Origin of the sequence: Bordetella sp. H567, from assembly GCF_001704295.1 — a bacterium.
In the GTDB taxonomy this organism is placed as follows: Bacteria; Pseudomonadota; Gammaproteobacteria; order Burkholderiales; family Burkholderiaceae_B; genus Bordetella_C.
In genome coordinates, this window is the sequence record NZ_CP012334.1 from 57,006 (window position 1) to 73,647 (window position 16,642).

Sequence of the window (16,642 nt, forward strand, 5' to 3'; positions counted from 1 at the left end):
TTTCATCATGGCTCACATCGGCAGCACTCCCGCGGGCGGCCACGCCGTCCCGCACGACGACAAGGCGCTCATCGCGAAGGCCGCGCGGCGCCTCATTCCGCTGATCATGGTCCTGTACGTCTGCGCCTACCTGGATCGCGTGAATATTTCCTTCGCCGCCCTGCAGATGAATGCCGACCTCGGGCTGTCGAACGCCGTCTATGGCTTCGGCGCGAGCATGTTCTTCGTCAGCTATTTCCTCTTTGAAGTGCCCAGCAACCTGATCCTGGACAAGGTCGGTCCGCGCCGCTGGATCGCGCGCATCATGATCACCTGGGGCATCGTTTCGGCGTGCATGGCTTTCGTGCAGGGAGAGAAAAGCTTCTATGTCCTGCGCTTCCTGCTTGGCGTGGCCGAGGCGGGCTTTTTTCCGGGCATCGTCATGTACATCAGCTACTGGTTCCCGAAGTCGTACCGGGCACGCTTTACCAGTATTTTCATGATGTCGATTCCCATATCGGGGTTAATAGGCAGCCCGATCTCGGGCTATGTGCTGGACGGCATGAATGGCGTCGGCGGCTTGCCGGGCTGGAAGTGGATGTTCATCATCGAAGCCCTCCCGGCCGTGGTGCTCGGTGTCGCCTGCCTCTGGCTGCTGACCGACCGTCCTTCCAAGGCGGGCTGGCTGTCGCCCGCCGAGCGCGAGCGCCTGGAAGGAATACTCGATGAAGAGCGGCGCGGCCTGGAGGCCGTGCGCAAGTACAAGCTGTCCGAGGCGTTCACGTCCCCCGGCGTGCTGTTGCTCGCCGGCATTCTTTTCTGCATTGTTTTCGGCGTCACGGGCATCGCCTTCTTCCTGCCGCAGATCATCAAGAGCTTCGGCTTTTCCAATACCGCCGTGGGCCTGCTCAGCGTGTTGCCCTTCCTGGCCGGCGTGTGCGCCATGTATCTGTGGGCACGCCATTCCGACATCAAGGGAGAGAAGATCCGCCACCTTGGCGTGGCGCTGGTCCTGGCGGCGGTGGGCTTCGTATTCACGACCTTCATGCTCGGCAACCACGCCGCCGCGCTGGCCGGACTGATCGTCGCCGCCGCGGGGGTATATGCCGCCAACACCATGCTCTGGACGCTGCCTACCTCGGTGTTGACCGGGACGGCGGCCGCCGCGGCGGTGGCGCTGATCAATTCGCTGGCCAATCTGAGCGGCATCCTGGCGCCGCCGCTGCTGGGCTGGAGCCGCGACGTGACCGGTGGCTTCGCCGCGACCGGCGCGATCTTCGCGGGTTTCGTTATATTGGGCGCGCTGTTGACCTGGGCCTTCTCGCATAGCGAGCTGGCCAAGGCCGAGCGCATGAATCAGGAGAATAAGCCTCATGCCCTTGCAGCACATCGCCGTTCGGCCTGACGGGGATGCCCGCCTGGCGCCCTACGGCCTGGTCTTTCCGGTCACGCCGGGCGACGAACGCATCCCTATCCCCCTGGACGCCATCGGGGCCGAAGCGCGCGGCGCATTCACGGCCACGGTGATCCGCGCGCGCTCCAGCCGGGCGGCGGGGCCGCTCGGCATCCTGGAACGGCATCCGTATTCGGTGCAGGCCTTCGTTCCGCTGGGCGCGTATCGGCTGGTGGCCGTGGCGGCGCCGCGCGGACAGCCGCCGACGCGGCTCGGTCAATTGACCGCCATCCATATTCCCGCGGGCTGGGGTTTCGCCTGGCACCCCGGCGTCTGGCACACTGGAATGATGGGCGACGGCATGGACGCCGCGCTTGTCTCCATGGTGCGCCGCATGCCGGACGGCGCCGACACCGAAACCACCGCCCTCCCGTTTTCCATCGACCCCGCGGAGCCTCACACCGATGTCCAATAGCAATCATCCGGTGCGCGACCTGGCCGGATACGGCAGGACGACGCCCGATCCTCAATGGCCCGCGCAGGCGCGCGTCGCCGTCAATATCGTGATCAATGTCGAGGAAGGCTCCGAGCCCTCGGTGCCCGACGGCGACGCCGACAGCGAGGTCGGCCTGATCGAGACAGGCGGGCGGGCATTCGCCGGCCGCGACCTGGGCGCGGAATCGATGTTCGAGTACGGCAGCCGTGCCGGCTTCTGGCGCTTGTGGAAAATCCTGCAGCGCCACGGGGCGCCCGCGACCTTTTTCGCCTGTTCCCTCGCGCTGGAACGCAATCCCGCCATCGCCGCGGCCATACGCGAGGGCGTCGCGGCCGGAACCTATGACGTGTGCGGCCATGGACTGCGATGGGAACGCCACCAGACGCTCAGCGCCGAGGCCGAAGCCCGCGCCATCCATGCCGCCTATGATCAGATCGCCGCGCTGACCGGCGCGGCGCCGGCCGGCTGGTATTGCCGCTATGCGCCCACTGTGCATACGCGCGAGATCGTGGCCGCGCATGGCGGCTTCCTGTACGACAGCGACGCCTATAACGATGACCTGCCTTACTGGACCACGGCCGGCGGCCGCCCCCATCTGGTGGTGCCTTACACCCAGGTCATGAACGACGCGAAATTCCTGCGCGGCGGACTGAACACCGGGGGCGATTTCTTCGAGGTGCTGCGCGAACAATTCGATGCGCTGTGGGATGAAGGCGCGACCGAGCCGAAGATGATGTCGATCGGCCTGCATTGCCGCGTGGCCGGCCATCCTTTCCGCGCGACCGCCTTGTCCCGGTTCCTGGAATACATCGCCCAGCGCCCGAATGTGTGGCTGTGCCGCCGCGCGGACATCGCGCGCCACTGGATGAAGCACCACCCTTACCAGCCGCCCCGGTGACATCGCTCGTGGTGTAAACCACGATTCACCGCGGCCTGGCCGCCGCGGCTACTGCTGCTTCTGCTGCTGGTTCAGCGCCTGCGCCATTTCCAGATGGTGGCGCAGTGCCGGCAGCAGGCCTTGCGCGAAGGCGCGGATATCGGCGTCGTTGGCCCCGCTGGCGGCGGTCTCGAACTGCTTGATGGTCGCCTCATGCGCGGCAATGCCGATGCGGTCCACATAAGCCTTGTCGAAGGCATTGCCGGAGAACAGGTTCAAGCCCTTCAGCTCGGTGGCCTGCATCATGGACGGCGCGGTGGGCGGGTTGTAGCCCTTGCGCGTCGCCAGCGCGACCAGCTTCTCGTTGGCGGCCGTATGGTCCTTGATCATCGTTTGCGCGAAGGCACGCACTTCGGAACTGCTGCTCTTGTCGAGCGCCATCTTGCTGCCCTGGATCTCCGCCTGATTGCCTTGCGCGGCATTTTCCAGGAAGGTTTGGTCACTGCCGGACAACATGGGCCCGCGACCGCCGTTGTCGCGGCTGGCACAGCCGGCAAGGCCGACGAACGCGGCAATGGAACACAGCAAAGCAGCACGGTAGAGTTTCATAGTCTATCCTTCAGGATCTTGGGTTGGAGCGCGCGAACAGCACGGGCCATGCCCGCATGCTCACGAACCGCCATCCCTGACCGCGTCCTCGCGCTGTTGGCGCGCGCGGTTGCCGCCCTCCACGCCGGTATCGGCCGGTGAAGGCCGATACAGCGCACCGTCGGTCGACCCTGCCGGCGGCGCATCTTCCATCTGCTTCTTGTGCTGCATATCGGCGGCGATGGATTCCGTCATGCCCGGCAGCAAATGGTGCATGACGTACACGCCGCGCGCCTTCCAACCCACCGGCAGCGTGTCCTGGGGATGCACGGACACCCATACGATCGCGTCCACCACCGTCTGGGGGTCGTCCATGGACACCATGCGCGGGGTGCGGCCACTGTAGTTGGCCGCGTGCTGCAGCACCGGCGTATCGGCCGCCCAGGGCAGGACGGTGGCCACGCTGATGTCCCGCTGCCCGCTCAGGCGTATCTCCTGGTCCAGCGCCCGCCCCAGGCTCAGCACTGCCGCCTTGCTGGCCGAATACGACGCGTGATAGGCCAGGGGCACGACGCTTTCCGCCGAACCGACGTTCACCAGCGTCCCGTGGCCTTGCGCGCGAAACAGGCGCATGGCGGCATGGCTGCCGTAGATGACGCCCATCACATTGGTCTGCACGAGGCGCGCATGGTCTTCGACGGGAATGTCCTCGAAGCGGCCGATGGCCACCACGCCCGCGTTGTTGATCCACACATCCACGGCGCCGAAGCGGGCGACCGCGGCCTCGGCCAGATGGCTGACGTCCTGCGCCTTGCCGACGTCGGTCTCCACCACCAGCGGGACGCCGCCACGGCCGCGCACCTCGTCGGCCACCTCCTGCAGCACCGTCGCCCGCCGCGCTGCCAGCACCACGTTGGCGCCCTGGCCGGCCAACTCCAGCGCCACGCCGCGCCCGAATCCGCTGGAGGCGCCGGTCACCACGAAGGTCTTGCCGGCGATACGCGGCCGGTCGTCCGGCCCGATGCGCGGCGATATGGCGCAACCGCCCAGCATGAGCGCAATCAGCAGGGCAACGAACACGCGCACACGGGGGAGGAGGATTCCGATAGGGACAGGCGGGCGCATTTCGCTCTTCGGCTCCATAACAGGGGGCGGCACGCGCAACCGCCATGCCGGGCACGGGCGGCGCGTTGGCGGCAGGCGCGCCGCTTCCGCGTGGACGTGATCATGATCGTACGCGTACGATGGCATCAATGGCGCGGCTGAACCTTGAACGCCGGTGGCGGACCCGCACGGCGGCGGAGACCTAGCATGGCACGATTACTGTCGGTCAACGTCGGCTTGCCGCGCGACGTCGAATGGAAGGGGCGCACCGTCCGCACCGGGATCTGGAAGTACCCCGTTGCCGGCCGCTGCCACGCCGGGCGCCTGAACCTGGACGGCGACGGCCAGGGCGATCTCGCCGGCCACGGCGGCGAACAGCGGGCCGTCCTGGTCTACCAGGTCGAGGCGTATCGCCACTGGGAAACGACGCTGGGCAGGAAGGACTTCGTCCTTGGCCAATTCGGCGAGAATTTCACCGTCGAAGGGCTGGCCGACGCCGAGGTCCGCATCGGCGACCGCTACCAGATCGGCACCGCCCTGTTCGAGGTCACGCAGCCGCGCGTCACCTGTTATCGCGTCGGCATCCGGACCAACGAGCCCAGGATGCCGGCCCTGCTGACCTCCAGCGGACTGCCGGGTTTTTACTTGCGCGTCCTGCGTGAAGGCGAGGTGGGCGCCGGCGACGAGATCACGAAGGTCGGCGAAGCACAGGACGCGTTGACCGTGGCGGAAACCAACGCGCTGCTCTATTCGCCGGCGCATCCGCGCGAACAGCTGGAACGCGCGCTTCGCATCCAGGCGCTTTCGCCGGGATGGCGCGCGTCGTTCGAGGCGCTGCTGAAACAGCCGGCGAATTCCCCGGCGGGCGGCAATGCCGGGCTCGCGCCCACGGCGGCGGGGCATCCGGCCGCGCCGGGGTTCCGGCGGCTTGCGGTGGCGGCCGTGCGGGCCGAATCGGCCGACGTGCTGTCGCTGACGCTGCAGGGCACCGATGGCCAGCCGCTGCCCGCGGCGCTGCCCGGGCAGTATGTCGTCCTGCGCCTCCCACTCGCCCCGGATGGCCCGCCCATCTTCCGCAGCTATTCCCTTTCCAGCGCCGACGCCGCGCAAGGGTACCGGATCAGCGTAAAAGTCGAACCCAACGGCAAGGCCGGCAACTACCTGCGCGAGCATGTGCGGGTGGGCGACGTCCTGGACGTCAGCGCGCCGCGCGGCAGCTTCACGCTGCAGCCCGGCGACGGGCCGGTGGTGCTCCTGAGCGCGGGGATCGGCGCGACGCCGGTGCGGGCAATGCTGCACGCCCTGTCGGAGGCACGCTCCACGCGGCGGGTGCTGTGGCTGCACGCGGCGCGCGATGGACAACACCACCCCTTCGCCGCGGAAGCGCGCGGCCTGGTGCAATCGCTGGCCCATGGCAGCAGCCGGGTCTGCTATAGCCGACCCGGCCCGCTGGACCACGCGGGCCGGGACTTCGATGCCCTGGGACATTTGTCGCCGGAGACCCTGAAGGCATTGGACGTGTTGCCCGCCGCGGATGTCTACCTTTGCGGACCGCCCGCATTCATGGCGGATATGAAAGCGGCGCTTGCGTCCCTGCACGTCGCGCCGGAGCGCATCCATGCCGAGATCTTCACTGGCGGCGAATCGCTGACCCCGGGCATCGCGCCCGCTCCCGCGCGGCCACCGCATCCCCCGAAGGACGAGGCGGACGCGGGGCCCCTGATATCGTTCGCGCGCAGCGGCATCGCGGCACACTGGAACGCCGCCACCTATCAAAGCATCCTGGAACTGGCCGAGGCCTGCGACGTACCCGTGCGGTGGTCATGCCGCGCGGGCGTGTGCCATAACTGCGAAAGCGGATTGGTCTCCGGCACCGTCGTGTACCAGCCCGATCCGCTCGATGCGCCGGCCGCCGGCAATGTCCTGATCTGCTGCGCGCGGCCGCGGGGCGATGTGGTGGTGGATATCTAGAGCCTGTTGACGCTACTGGCATTGCCGTACAAGCCATGCGGCCGGATCGACGTCACGGCTCCTTGGCCGGTGGCGGACGACCTTCACCCTGGCGTCGCGTATACGTCGGGCTTGTAGATTTCCATGAAGATATGGGGCGACTTCAGCGGCGTCCACCCCAGCTTGGCATACAGCCATGGCCGTCTCCTTCGCATGGTGGGGCGATGATAAAGCCGTTATGCTAACGCGCTGTCGAGGGACGCTCCGCTGCCGGGAGCGGCACCGTTTGCCTGGACTCCGGACAGTACCCACCTGGAAAGGCGCCATGCCCGCTCTTCAACGTATCGTTTCCGGCCGTGCCGTACTGGCCGCGGAAACCGTCGGTACCGGCCATCCCGTTGTCTTCCTGCACGCCGTCGTCGGCGATCGGCGCATGTGGTCGGCGCAACTCGATGCCACCGGCCGCCAGTGCCAGGCCATCGCCTACGATCGGCGCGGCTTCGGCGAAACAAGCGCGCAGGAAGAAGATGCCTCGGCCGTGGCGGATCTGATGGCGGTCATCGACGGCGTGGCGGGCGGCGCGCCCGCCATCCTGGTCGGATGTTCGCAAGGCGGCAGGATCGCGCTGGACGCGGCACTGCGCCATCCCACGCGGGTGCGCGGCCTGGTGCTCATCGCGCCCAGCGTCACCGGCGCGCCGGACATCACCCATCCGCCCGAAATCGCGGCCATGCTGGCCCGGCAAAAACAGGCGGAAGACGCGGGCGACCTGGACAGGCTCAACGCGATCCGGGCCCGGCTCTGGCTGGACGGTCCCCTGGCGCCGGAAGGGCGCGTGGCGGGCCCTGCCCGGGCGCTGTTCACGGACATGAACGCCATCGCGCTCCGGTCCCCGCCCGTCGGAGCCAGCCTGGATACCGCTGCCGCCTTCCCGCGCCTCGGCGAAATCAGCGCGCCCACGCTGCTGCTCTGGGGAGAGCTCGACTTCCCGCACATCCAGGAGCGTTCCCGCCATATCGCGCACACGATGCCCAACGCGACGGGCCAGGCGATCGCGGATACCGCACATCTACCCAGCCTGGAGCGCCCTCAGGACGTAACGCCATTGATCCTGGACTTCGTCCAGCGCTGCGCCCGCGCTGGTCATTAGCCGTGCCCTGGCGCTGCGCACCGCACATTCCCGAATGCCTGGGGACGGGCACACAGGTCGCCTGGCGCCTGGGATGGCGGTCGATAGCCGCTTACTCGACCGTCACGCTCTTCGCCAGGTTCCGCGGCTTGTCCACGTCCGTGCCACGCGCGCAGGCAGTGTGATACGCCAGCAGCTGCAAAGGTATCGTGTGCAGGATCGGGGAAAGCTTCCCATAATGCTCCGGCATACGGATGACATGCGTGCCGTTGCCGCTGGAGATATGGCTGTCCGCGTCCGCGAAGACATACAGCTCGCCGCCGCGGGCGCGCACTTCCTGCATGTTCGACTTCAGCTTCTCCAATAGCGCGTCGTTCGGTGCGATGGTGACTACCGGCATCTGCTCGGTCACCAGGGCCAGCGGACCGTGCTTGAGCTCGCCCGCGGGATAGGCCTCGGCGTGGATGTAGCTGATCTCCTTGAGCTTCAGCGCGCCTTCCAGCGCGATGGGATAGTGCAGGCCGCGTCCCAGGAACAGCGCGTTTTCCTTGCTGGCGAAGCGGGCGGCCCAGCCCATGATCTGCGGCTCCAGCGCCAGCACCGAACCGATGGCCACCGGCAAATGGCGCAGCGCCTTGATGTGATCCGCTTCCTGCTCGTCCGTCAGCCGGCCGTGCGTTTGCGCCAGCGCCAGCGTCAGCATGAACAGCGCCGTCAGCTGCGTGGTGAAGGCCTTGGTCGACGCCACGCCGATCTCCACGCCGGCCCGCGTGATGAAGGCCAGCTTGCATTCGCGCACCATCGCGCTGGTCGCGACGTTGCAGATGGTCAGCGTGTTCCCCATACCCAAGCCGCGCGCATGCTTGAGCGCGGCCAGGGTATCGGCGGTCTCGCCGGACTGCGAGATGGTGACGACCAGCGCGCGCGGATTCGGCACGCTGTCGCGGTAGCGGTATTCGCTGGCGATTTCGACGGCGACGGGAATCTGCGCCAGCGATTCGATCCAGTACTTCGCGGTCAGCCCCGCGTAGTAGCTGGTGCCGCAGGCCAGGATCAATACGGAATCCGTGTCCTTGAAAACGCGGTACGCGCCATCGCCGAACAATTCCGGCGTGATGGTCTCGATGTCCTGCAGCGTGTCGCCGACGGCGCGCGGCTGCTCGAAGATTTCCTTCTGCATGAAGTGGCGATAGGGGCCAAGTTCGGCCTCGCCGGTATGCACCTGCACGGTGTTGATCTTGCGTTCGACAGGACGGCCCTGTTCGTCGACGATCCATACGCGCGTCAACTGCAAGTCGACGACGTCGCCGTCTTCCAGATAGATGATGCGATCGGTGGTGCCCGCCAGGGCCAGCGCATCGGAAGCCAGGAAATTCTCGTTGTCGCCGACACCCACCACCAATGGCGAACCCTGGCGCGCGCCGACGACGCGATGCGGCTCATCGCGGCAGAACACCGCGATGGCGTAGGCGCCATGCAGGCGGCGCACGGCCTGCTGCACGGTGTCGAACAGGTCCCCGGCATACAGGTGATTCACCAGGTGCGCGATGACTTCGGTGTCGGTCTGGCTTTCGAAGACATAGCCGGCGGCTTGCAGCTCGGCGCGCAGCTCGTCATGGTTCTCGATGATGCCATTGTGGACCAGCGCGATGCGGGGCGCGTCCTTGCCGAAGCTGGAAAAGTGCGGATGCGCGTTGTGCGTGGCCGGCGCGCCATGCGTCGCCCAGCGGGTGTGCGAAATGCCCGTGAAGCCCGAGACACGGTCGCGGCCGATCTGCTCGGACAATTCGGAGACGCGCTCCGTGCTGCGCGTGCGGCGCAACTCGCCGTCGGCATACACGGCCACGCCGCAGGAGTCATAGCCCCGGTATTCCAGGCGGCGCAGGCCCTCGACCAGGATGGGAGTGATGTCGCGCTGGGCGACGGCGCCGACGATGCCGCACATGGGGAAGCTCCAAAAGACGTTGCGATGCGGGGATTGTGGGGGCGACACAAAGAAATCGGATTTCTTTATTTCTACGAAATTGAAATTATATTGTTTGAAATATCCGTGACGAAATGCGATTTCCAGGAGGGATAGAATATGCTCCATATATTTCATATTCCCCTTCTACACTCCCATGGCCTCCACCGAAACGCCCGATCTGGACGACCTTGACCGCCGCATCCTCGAGCAGCTGCAGACGGATGCATCCCTGACGAACCAGGAACTGGCCGAACGGGTACATGCCTCGCCGCCGACTTGCCTGCGCCGCGTGCGTCGCCTGACCGAAACGGGGGTGATCCAGAAGCAGGTCGCCATCCTCGATCCCGCCAGGCTGGGCAGCACCCTGACGGCCGTGGTCGAGGTCACCTTGGATGTGCAAGCGGCCGAACGCATGGACGAGTTTGAGGCCCGCATGCAGGCGGAACCCGCCGTCCTGCAGTGCTATCGCGTCTCTCCGGGGCCGGATTTCCTGCTGATCGCGCAGGTCAAGGACATGCCTGCCTATCACGCGCTGGTGCATCGCGCGTTCACTGCGCAGGCCAACGTGCGCAACGTCCGGACCTTCTTCTCAGTCCATCGCGCGAAATTCGACACCCGCCTGGCGATGTAGACGTCCTTCAGGACGCCTCGATGCGCCGCGCCTCGCCGCGCTCGCGCAGCAGGCGTTCGAATTGGGCCAGGTAGCGGTCGCCCATGCCGCGCACGTCGTGCTCCGCGCGCACATAGTCATACGCGCGCTGCGCCACATCCTCGCGCAGTTGCGCATCGTCCAGCAGCCGCCCCATGCCTTGGGCCAGGGCGTGATGGTCTTCCACGGGACAAAGAATGCCGCGGCCGTCGGCCAGGCTTTCCTTCAGACCGCCGGCGTCGGTCGACACCACCGGGACGCGGCGCAGGAAAGCATCGAACACGCTGCTGCCCAGCGCTTCCTCGCGCGAGCTCATGGCGAACACATCCATGGCGGCGTAGAAATCCTCCACGCCCTTGCGAAAGCCGGCGAACAGGTAGACCGATTGCAGGCCCAGTTCGGCCACCAGCGCATGGGCCTGGGCCTCGTTGTTGCCCCCCGCGCCGAAGTGCACGAAGATGAAGTCCAGCCGCGTGCTGGCCAGTTCGCCCACGGCGCGGATCATCGTCAAGGGATCCTTGTCGTGAATCAGCGCGGCCGAGGTGGCGATGATTTTCTTGCCCGGCAGCTTGAATTCGGAAGACAGCCGGGCCAGGTTGGCCATATCGACCGGCGCGGGCAGCACGGCACTGCGGATGATGACCGGCTCGATGCCCAGCCGCCGCGGCTCGGCGGCCGCCATCTCGCTGATCGCCACGAACAGATCCACGCGGCGCCACTTGCCGCCCGTCTTCCATTCCTCGTTGGGCTTGACCACGAAGGACGTGCGCCGCGAAAAGGCGATGGGGCGGCCATGCAGCGGCTTGGTCAGGACCGCCCAGGTAACCGTGTTCGCCGTCTGGGCGTGGATGATGTCGTAGCGCCGCCCGCGCGCGGCCAGGAAGCCGATCTGCCCGGGCACGTGCTTGACGGCGTGTACCGTGAACCCCTGTTCCGCGGCACGCTGCGCCAGCGGGCCGCCCGCCCGCGCCAGCAGTTCGACGTCGTGCCCAGCATCGCGAAACGCCATCATGCAGTACAGGGTTTGTCTTTCCCCGCCCCGCCAGCCTTTCTCGAAATTGAGCTGCAGGATCTTCATGCGCGCCCGATGCCCTCGTAATCGAAACCCATGGCCTTGAGCTCGGCCGCGTTGTACTGGTTGCGGCCGTCCAGGATCAGGGGCGACTTCATCAGGCCGAGAATACGTTCGAAATCCGGCGCGCGGAAGGCCTTCCATTCCGTGACGAGCAGCAGGCCGTCGGCGCCGTCCACCGCTTCGTACATATCGGCCACGAAGTCCACCTTCGCCAGGACACCGTTCGCTCGCTCCAGCACCTTGCGGGCCTCGTCCATGGCAACGGGATCATAGGCGCGGATGCGCGCGCCGCGGCGCGCCAGTTCCTCGATGACCGTCAGGCTGGGCGCCTCGCGCATATCGTCCGTATTGGGCTTGAACGCCAGCCCCCAGAGCGCGAAGGTGCGGCCGCCCAGGTCCTCGCCATAGCGGCGCACGATCTTCTGCGACAGGCGGAACTTCTGCGCTTCGTTGGCGGTTTCCACGGCGTGGATGACGCGCATGGGCAGGCCATGCTGTTCGGCCGTGCGGACCAGGGCCTGCACGTCCTTGGGAAAGCAGGAACCGCCATACCCCGGACCCGGATAAAGGAATTGATAGCCGATGCGCGGGTCCGCGCCGATGCCTCGGCGCACCTGCTCGATGTCGGCGTTCAGGATCTCGGCCAGGTTGGCCATCTCGTTCATGAACGAGATGCGCGTGGCCAGCATGGCGTTGGCGGCGTACTTGGTCAGCTCCGCGGAGCGCACGTCCATCACCATGAGGCGGTCGTGCGTACGCTGGAAAGGCTCATAGATGCGCCGCATGACACCGATGGTGTAGTCGTCGTCCGCGCCCACGACCACGCGGTCGGGGCTCATGAAATCCTGGATCGCCGCGCCTTCCTTCAGGAACTCGGGATTGGAGGCCACGCTGAAGGGATGATCCACGCCGCGCTGCGCGAGCACCTGCGCCACGGCCTGGCGCACCTTGTCGGCCGTGCCCACCGGCACGGTGGACTTGTCGACGATGATCTTGCGGCCGGCCATGTGGCGGCCAATATTGCGGGCAGCTTCCAGCACGTATTGCAGATCGGCCGAGCCATCCTCGCCCGGCGGCGTGCCGACGGCGATGAACTGGACGTCGCCGTGGCGCACGCTCTCCGCGACGTCGGTGGTGAAGTGCAGGCGCCCGCCCTTGGCATTGCGGCGCACCAGCTCTTCCAGGCCGGGCTCGTAGATGGGAATGTCGTTGCGCCGCAGGCGCTCGACCTTGCCGGCGTCGACGTCCAGGCACATGACGTCGTTGCCCATTTCCGCCAGGCAGGCGCCGGAAACCAGGCCGACGTAACCCGTACCCACCACGGTGATCTTCATTGCTGATTGCCCTTCATGGATTCATCGCCCGCGTGACCCGGGCCATGGCGGCATTATAGGAGGGGCAATGAAAAGCCCGCGACGCCGCTACGCCGCCGCCCGCGTGATCGGACAATCATGAAATAAACCGGCTGCGGGCGATGTGTAAACCGGCCACGGGCAATGCGCGCCGCCCGCTTTGCCATGAAATAAATCGCGTCCGGATGCAAGCCGCCGCCGCCACGGGCGCCCGCTTTTGCGGGGTAAACGCGACAGGCCCTAGCTTTTGCGGGCGGTCGCGGGCGTGGCCACCCGCGAGAAGCGCACCGTGTTCACCAGGACGGCCAGGCCGGCGCACACCGCGCCCAGGATGATCGCCACCAGCGGCCCGCGCGTGGGCGCCAGGCCGAACGCGGTCGCCACCAGCGCGGTGCCGAAACTCTGGCCGAAGACCCGGGTGGTCGCCTGCACGCCGCCGATGGCGCCGCTGCGGCTGCGCGGCGCGGACGAAATCATGGCGCGGTTGTTGGGCGTCTGGAAGAACCCGAAGCCCAGGCCGCAGATCAGCATGCCGGCGATGATCCAGGCGTTGGACGCGCTGTGGGGCAGCACCGCCAGCCACACCAGGCCGAATGTCATGCAGGCGGCGCCCACGCCGCTGAGCGACGCGGCCGAATAGCGATCCGATAGCCGGCCCGCCAGCGGGGCGATCACCGCGGTGCCCACGGGCCAGGCCGCCAGCAGCATGCCGACTTGCAGGTACGGCCGGCCCAGCACGGACTGGAAATAGAAGGGCAGCGAGACATAGGCGCTCATCTGCGCGGCGAAGGTGCATGCCGACGCCGCCACCGCGTAAGCCACCGGCTGGATACGCAGCAGGTCCACCGGCACGAGCGGCGCGGTCTGGCTGCTGGCGCGGCGCACCAGCAGGATGCCCGCCAGCACCGATATCGCCACCATGCCCAGGCCGCGTATCAGGTCTTCGTGCAGGTTGTCGACGCCGGTGATGAACACGCCCAGCACCACCATGCAAAGCAGGGCGCTGATCACGTCGAAGGGCGTGGTATTGCGCGGCGGATCAGGCAGGAAGCGCACGAGGAACAAGCCGAAAATGCCGATCGGCACGTTCACCGCGAAAATCCACGGCCAAGCGGCCACGGACAGGATCGCTGACCCCAGCGTGGGGCCCAGCACCGACATGACGGCCACCAGGGTGGCGTTCAGGCTGATGCCCCGGCCCAGCTTGGCCAGCGGATAAATGTTGCGTACCAATCCGCCGAACATGCACATCAGCGATGCGGCACCCACCCCCTGGAACATGCGCGCGAGGATCAGCGTCGTCAGGGAGCTGGCCATGGCGCAGCCCAGCGACGCCAGCGTAAACAGCGCCAGCCCCAGGCCGAACATGCGGCGGAAACCCACCCGCTCGGCCAGGGCTGAGAGCGGCAGCAGCATGACGACCACCGACACGCTGTACGCGTTGACGATCCACACCGCGCTGGCGGGATTGATCCGAAGGTCCGCGGATATCGTCGGCAGGGCGACGTTGGCGATGGTGGCGTCCAGCACCGCCAAGGTCATGCCCAGCATGACGACGCCGGCCGCCCAGTAACGCCGCGGGGCAGGCAGTCCTTCGAAAACCGGCTTGGGCGCTTCGGCGCCGGCCCCCTTCGACGGGGCGCCGGGTTGTTCGTCGGGAGGCAGGCTGGTCTGGTCCTTCACGATTTCTTCTTGACGGGGCGTTGCCAGTTCTCGATGGTGGTCGGCCGCGCGCGCGATACCGTCAGCTTGCCGGCCGGCGCGTCGCGGGTCAGCGTCGTGCCGGCGCCCAGCGTGGCCCCCTGGCCGACGCGCACCGGCGCGACCAGCTGGGTATCCGAACCGATGAACACATCGTCCTCGATGATGGTTCGATGCTTGTTCGCGCCGTCGTAGTTGCAGGTAATGGCGCCCGCGCCCACGTTGACGCGCGCGCCGATATCAGCGTCGCCGATGTAGGCCAGGTGATTCGCCTTGCTGTCCTCGCCGACGCGGCTGTTCTTCACCTCGACGAAATTGCCGATGTGCGTGCGGTCGGCCAGCGCGGTGCCGGGACGCAGGCGCGCGTAGGGACCGATGCGCGCGTCGCGACCCATGGAGGCGTCATGCAGATGGCTGAAGGCTTCCACGATGGTGCCCGGGCCGACGCGCACGTCGCGCAGCACGCAGTGCGGGCCAATGCGCACGCCGTCGGCCAGTTCGACCTCGCCTTCGAAGACGCAGCCCACGTCGATGAACACATCGCGTCCGACGCGCAGGCTGCCGCGCAGATCGAAGCGTGCGGGGTCCGCGATGGAGGCGCCGGCCTCCAGCAGGCGGCGCGCCTGCTCGCGCTGCCAGACGCGTTCCAGTTCGGCCTGTTGCACACGGCTGTTGACGCCCAGCGTTTCCCAGCCGGCGGCGGGCTGCGCGCTGCCGACCGGCACGCCGTCCTTGACGGCCAGGCCGACGACATCGGTCAGGTAATACTCTCCCTGGGCGTTGCGGTTGTCGATGCGCGTCAGCCAGTCCTTCAAGCGCGCCGTGGGCGCGGCCAGGATGCCGGTGTTGACCTCGGCGACGGCCCGTTCGGCGTCCGACGCATCCTTGTGTTCGACGATACGGCGGATGCCGCCTTGCGCGTCGCGAAGGATGCGGCCATAGCCGGTGGGATCGGCCAGCGTTTCCGTCAGCACGGCCATGCCGGTACCCCGGGCGGCCAGCAGGCGCTGCAAGGTCTCGGGCTGGACCAGCGGGACGTCGCCGTACAGTATCAGGGTCACGTCCTCGTCATCGCCTTCGCGCAGCAGCGGCACGGCCTGGGCCACGGCATGGCCGGTGCCGTGCTGCGGCTGCTGCAGCGCAAAGGAAAGATCGGGCTGGTCCGCGAACGCGGCCTTGACGTGATCGGCGCCATGCCCCACCACTACGACGATCCGCGCGGGGTCGAGCGCGCGGGCACTGTTGACGACATGTCCCAGCATGGGACGGCCGGCAAGCGTATGCAGCACCTTGGGCAGGTCCGATTGCATGCGCTTGCCCAGCCCGGCAGCGAGAATGACAACGTTGAGCATGGATTTCCGACAAGAATGCGCCGCCTCGTGGGCGGCGCATGGCTAGAAGGGAATTACGACTGATCAGGGTCCGATTGTATTTTGTTTTTCTTGACGGCCGTTTTACGAGACGTGGCGCGGTGGGCCGCGGTGGCGTTCTTTTTGCCGCTGGCCGACCCGGATGCGGAAGCAGCCGGCTGCGAGGCGCCGTGCCGGTTTGCAGGTCCGGCGTGGGGGTGTTCTTGCGTGGCGGCGCCCCCAGGCGCCGCGCCGCTGGTCGAGGCGCCCTGTTGCGCGCTTCCCGCCCCCTGCGCTCCGCCCGGCATGCTGGCGGCGGTCGCCGCCGCCAGCTGATTGAATTGCTGCTGCAGCATGCCCCACCACGCTTCCGACGCCGATTGCGCGGCCTGGCTCATGGCTTGGGCGGACCCGGACGAAGGCACGCCGGCACCAGCCTGGCCTTCGGGCTCCGGTGGCGCGGCGGCGGCGTCCTGCCTCGCGCCGGCCGCCCGCGCGCCGGTATCGACGCCCGGCTCGCGGGCATCCGCGCCCGCGCCGCCCCAGGATCGTGCCTGGGGCTCGGGTGGGATATCCGCGGCCGATCGCGCGTCGCGCGCCTGCCCGCCGGCGGCCGCGCCCGACCTGCCCGGCGCCGGTTTCAGGCCGAGGACGACTTCCAGTGGGGAGGCATCCCCCCAGCTGGCAGGATCCTGGGCCTGGGCGCCAAGGTTATCGACGAAGGAACGCAGGGTGGCGATCGTGGACCGCTGCACCTCCATGCCCTGGATGGTGCTGCTCAGCATGGACAGATTCATGCGCAGCCAGCTTTCGACCGCGCGCAGCTCGGCAATGCGCCGCTCCAGTTCCTGCAGATTCATGGGGGGCGTCATGGGCATGACCTGCGCCAGGCCGCCCGGCCCGGTCAGGCCGGCCCAAGCTTGGCGCATCATCTCCATGCTGGCCAGGAGGGGGTTGCCCGCGGCATCGCCCGAAGCTTGTCCCATGCCGGGCAGAACGAAGGGATTGCTGTTTTGGTCGGTCATTTCGTCCTC

At 67.3% G+C, this 16,642-nt stretch carries 14 protein-coding genes; 6 read left to right on the forward strand and 8 right to left on the reverse strand.

Features of this window, described 5'->3' with window-relative positions:
* Positions 1-7: 7 nt before the first annotated feature.
* From AKI39_RS00285 to AKI39_RS00295, 3 genes are read left to right on the forward strand one after another with little or no spacing between them, the layout of a single operon-like run.
* A complete protein-coding gene (locus tag AKI39_RS00285) occupies positions 8-1,384 on the forward strand; it encodes an MFS transporter (RefSeq protein ID WP_066631345.1) in 1,377 nt (458 codons plus the stop codon).
* Positions 1,353-1,847 carry an ureidoglycolate lyase gene (locus AKI39_RS00290; protein WP_066631347.1) on the forward strand — a complete coding sequence of 165 codons (495 nt, stop codon included), beginning with the start codon at positions 1,353-1,355 and terminating at the stop codon, positions 1,845-1,847. The genes AKI39_RS00285 and AKI39_RS00290 overlap by 32 nt, the downstream gene beginning before the upstream one ends.
* Complete coding sequence (locus AKI39_RS00295) at positions 1,837-2,766, forward strand: polysaccharide deacetylase family protein (protein WP_066631349.1); 930 nt, start codon at positions 1,837-1,839, stop codon at positions 2,764-2,766. Before AKI39_RS00290 ends, AKI39_RS00295 begins: the two co-directional genes overlap by 11 nt.
* A gap of 48 nt (positions 2,767-2,814) precedes the next feature.
* Here AKI39_RS00295 and AKI39_RS00300 read toward each other — a convergent pair whose 3' ends face one another.
* Together AKI39_RS00300 and AKI39_RS00305 are read right to left on the reverse strand one after the other, a co-directional pair.
* Positions 2,815-3,354, reverse strand: coding sequence for a DUF4142 domain-containing protein (locus AKI39_RS00300; protein ID WP_066631351.1), 540 nt, complete (start codon positions 3,352-3,354; stop codon positions 2,815-2,817).
* A gap of 60 nt (positions 3,355-3,414) precedes the next feature.
* Positions 3,415-4,419 carry an SDR family NAD(P)-dependent oxidoreductase gene (locus tag AKI39_RS00305; protein WP_201258536.1) on the reverse strand — a complete coding sequence of 335 codons (1,005 nt, stop codon included), beginning with the start codon at positions 4,417-4,419 and terminating at the stop codon, positions 3,415-3,417.
* Positions 4,420-4,644: 225 nt separating this feature from the next.
* Between AKI39_RS00305 and AKI39_RS00310 the strand changes: the two genes are divergently transcribed.
* A complete protein-coding gene (locus AKI39_RS00310; RefSeq protein ID WP_066631353.1) occupies positions 4,645-6,408 on the forward strand; it encodes an MOSC and FAD-binding oxidoreductase domain-containing protein in 1,764 nt (587 codons plus the stop codon).
* Between the two features lie 304 nt (positions 6,409-6,712).
* On the forward strand, positions 6,713-7,537 hold the full coding sequence (locus tag AKI39_RS00315) for an alpha/beta fold hydrolase (protein WP_066631355.1): 825 nt from the start codon (positions 6,713-6,715) through the stop codon (positions 7,535-7,537).
* 91 nt (positions 7,538-7,628) lie between these two features.
* Here AKI39_RS00315 and glmS read toward each other — a convergent pair whose 3' ends face one another.
* On the reverse strand, positions 7,629-9,461 hold the full coding sequence (gene glmS, locus AKI39_RS00320; RefSeq protein WP_066641892.1) for a glutamine--fructose-6-phosphate transaminase (isomerizing): 1,833 nt from the start codon (positions 9,459-9,461) through the stop codon (positions 7,629-7,631).
* A gap of 175 nt (positions 9,462-9,636) precedes the next feature.
* Between glmS and AKI39_RS00325 the strand changes: the two genes are divergently transcribed.
* The gene (locus AKI39_RS00325; RefSeq protein WP_066631359.1) at positions 9,637-10,113 is read left to right on the forward strand and encodes an Lrp/AsnC family transcriptional regulator; all 477 of its coding nucleotides are present in this window, start codon (positions 9,637-9,639) and stop codon (positions 10,111-10,113) included.
* A gap of 7 nt (positions 10,114-10,120) precedes the next feature.
* On the opposite strand, the gene AKI39_RS00330 is transcribed toward AKI39_RS00325, so the two are convergent.
* From AKI39_RS00330 to AKI39_RS00350, 5 genes are all read right to left on the reverse strand, one after another.
* The gene (locus tag AKI39_RS00330; RefSeq protein ID WP_066631361.1) at positions 10,121-11,209 is read right to left on the reverse strand and encodes a glycosyltransferase family 4 protein; all 1,089 of its coding nucleotides are present in this window, start codon (positions 11,207-11,209) and stop codon (positions 10,121-10,123) included.
* Positions 11,206-12,540 carry a UDP-glucose dehydrogenase family protein gene (locus AKI39_RS00335; protein ID WP_066631363.1) on the reverse strand — a complete coding sequence of 445 codons (1,335 nt, stop codon included), beginning with the start codon at positions 12,538-12,540 and terminating at the stop codon, positions 11,206-11,208. The genes AKI39_RS00330 and AKI39_RS00335 overlap by 4 nt, the downstream gene beginning before the upstream one ends.
* A 258-nt stretch (positions 12,541-12,798) precedes the next feature.
* Complete coding sequence (locus AKI39_RS00340; RefSeq protein WP_066641894.1) at positions 12,799-14,148, reverse strand: MFS transporter; 1,350 nt, start codon at positions 14,146-14,148, stop codon at positions 12,799-12,801.
* A gap of 89 nt (positions 14,149-14,237) precedes the next feature.
* Entirely contained in the window at positions 14,238-15,611 is a 1,374-nt protein-coding gene (gene glmU, locus AKI39_RS00345) for a bifunctional UDP-N-acetylglucosamine diphosphorylase/glucosamine-1-phosphate N-acetyltransferase GlmU (RefSeq protein WP_066631365.1), read from the reverse strand.
* Between the two features lie 53 nt (positions 15,612-15,664).
* Entirely contained in the window at positions 15,665-16,633 is a 969-nt protein-coding gene (locus AKI39_RS00350; RefSeq protein WP_066631366.1) for a PhaM family polyhydroxyalkanoate granule multifunctional regulatory protein, read from the reverse strand.
* Between the last annotated feature and the right edge of the window lie 9 nt (positions 16,634-16,642).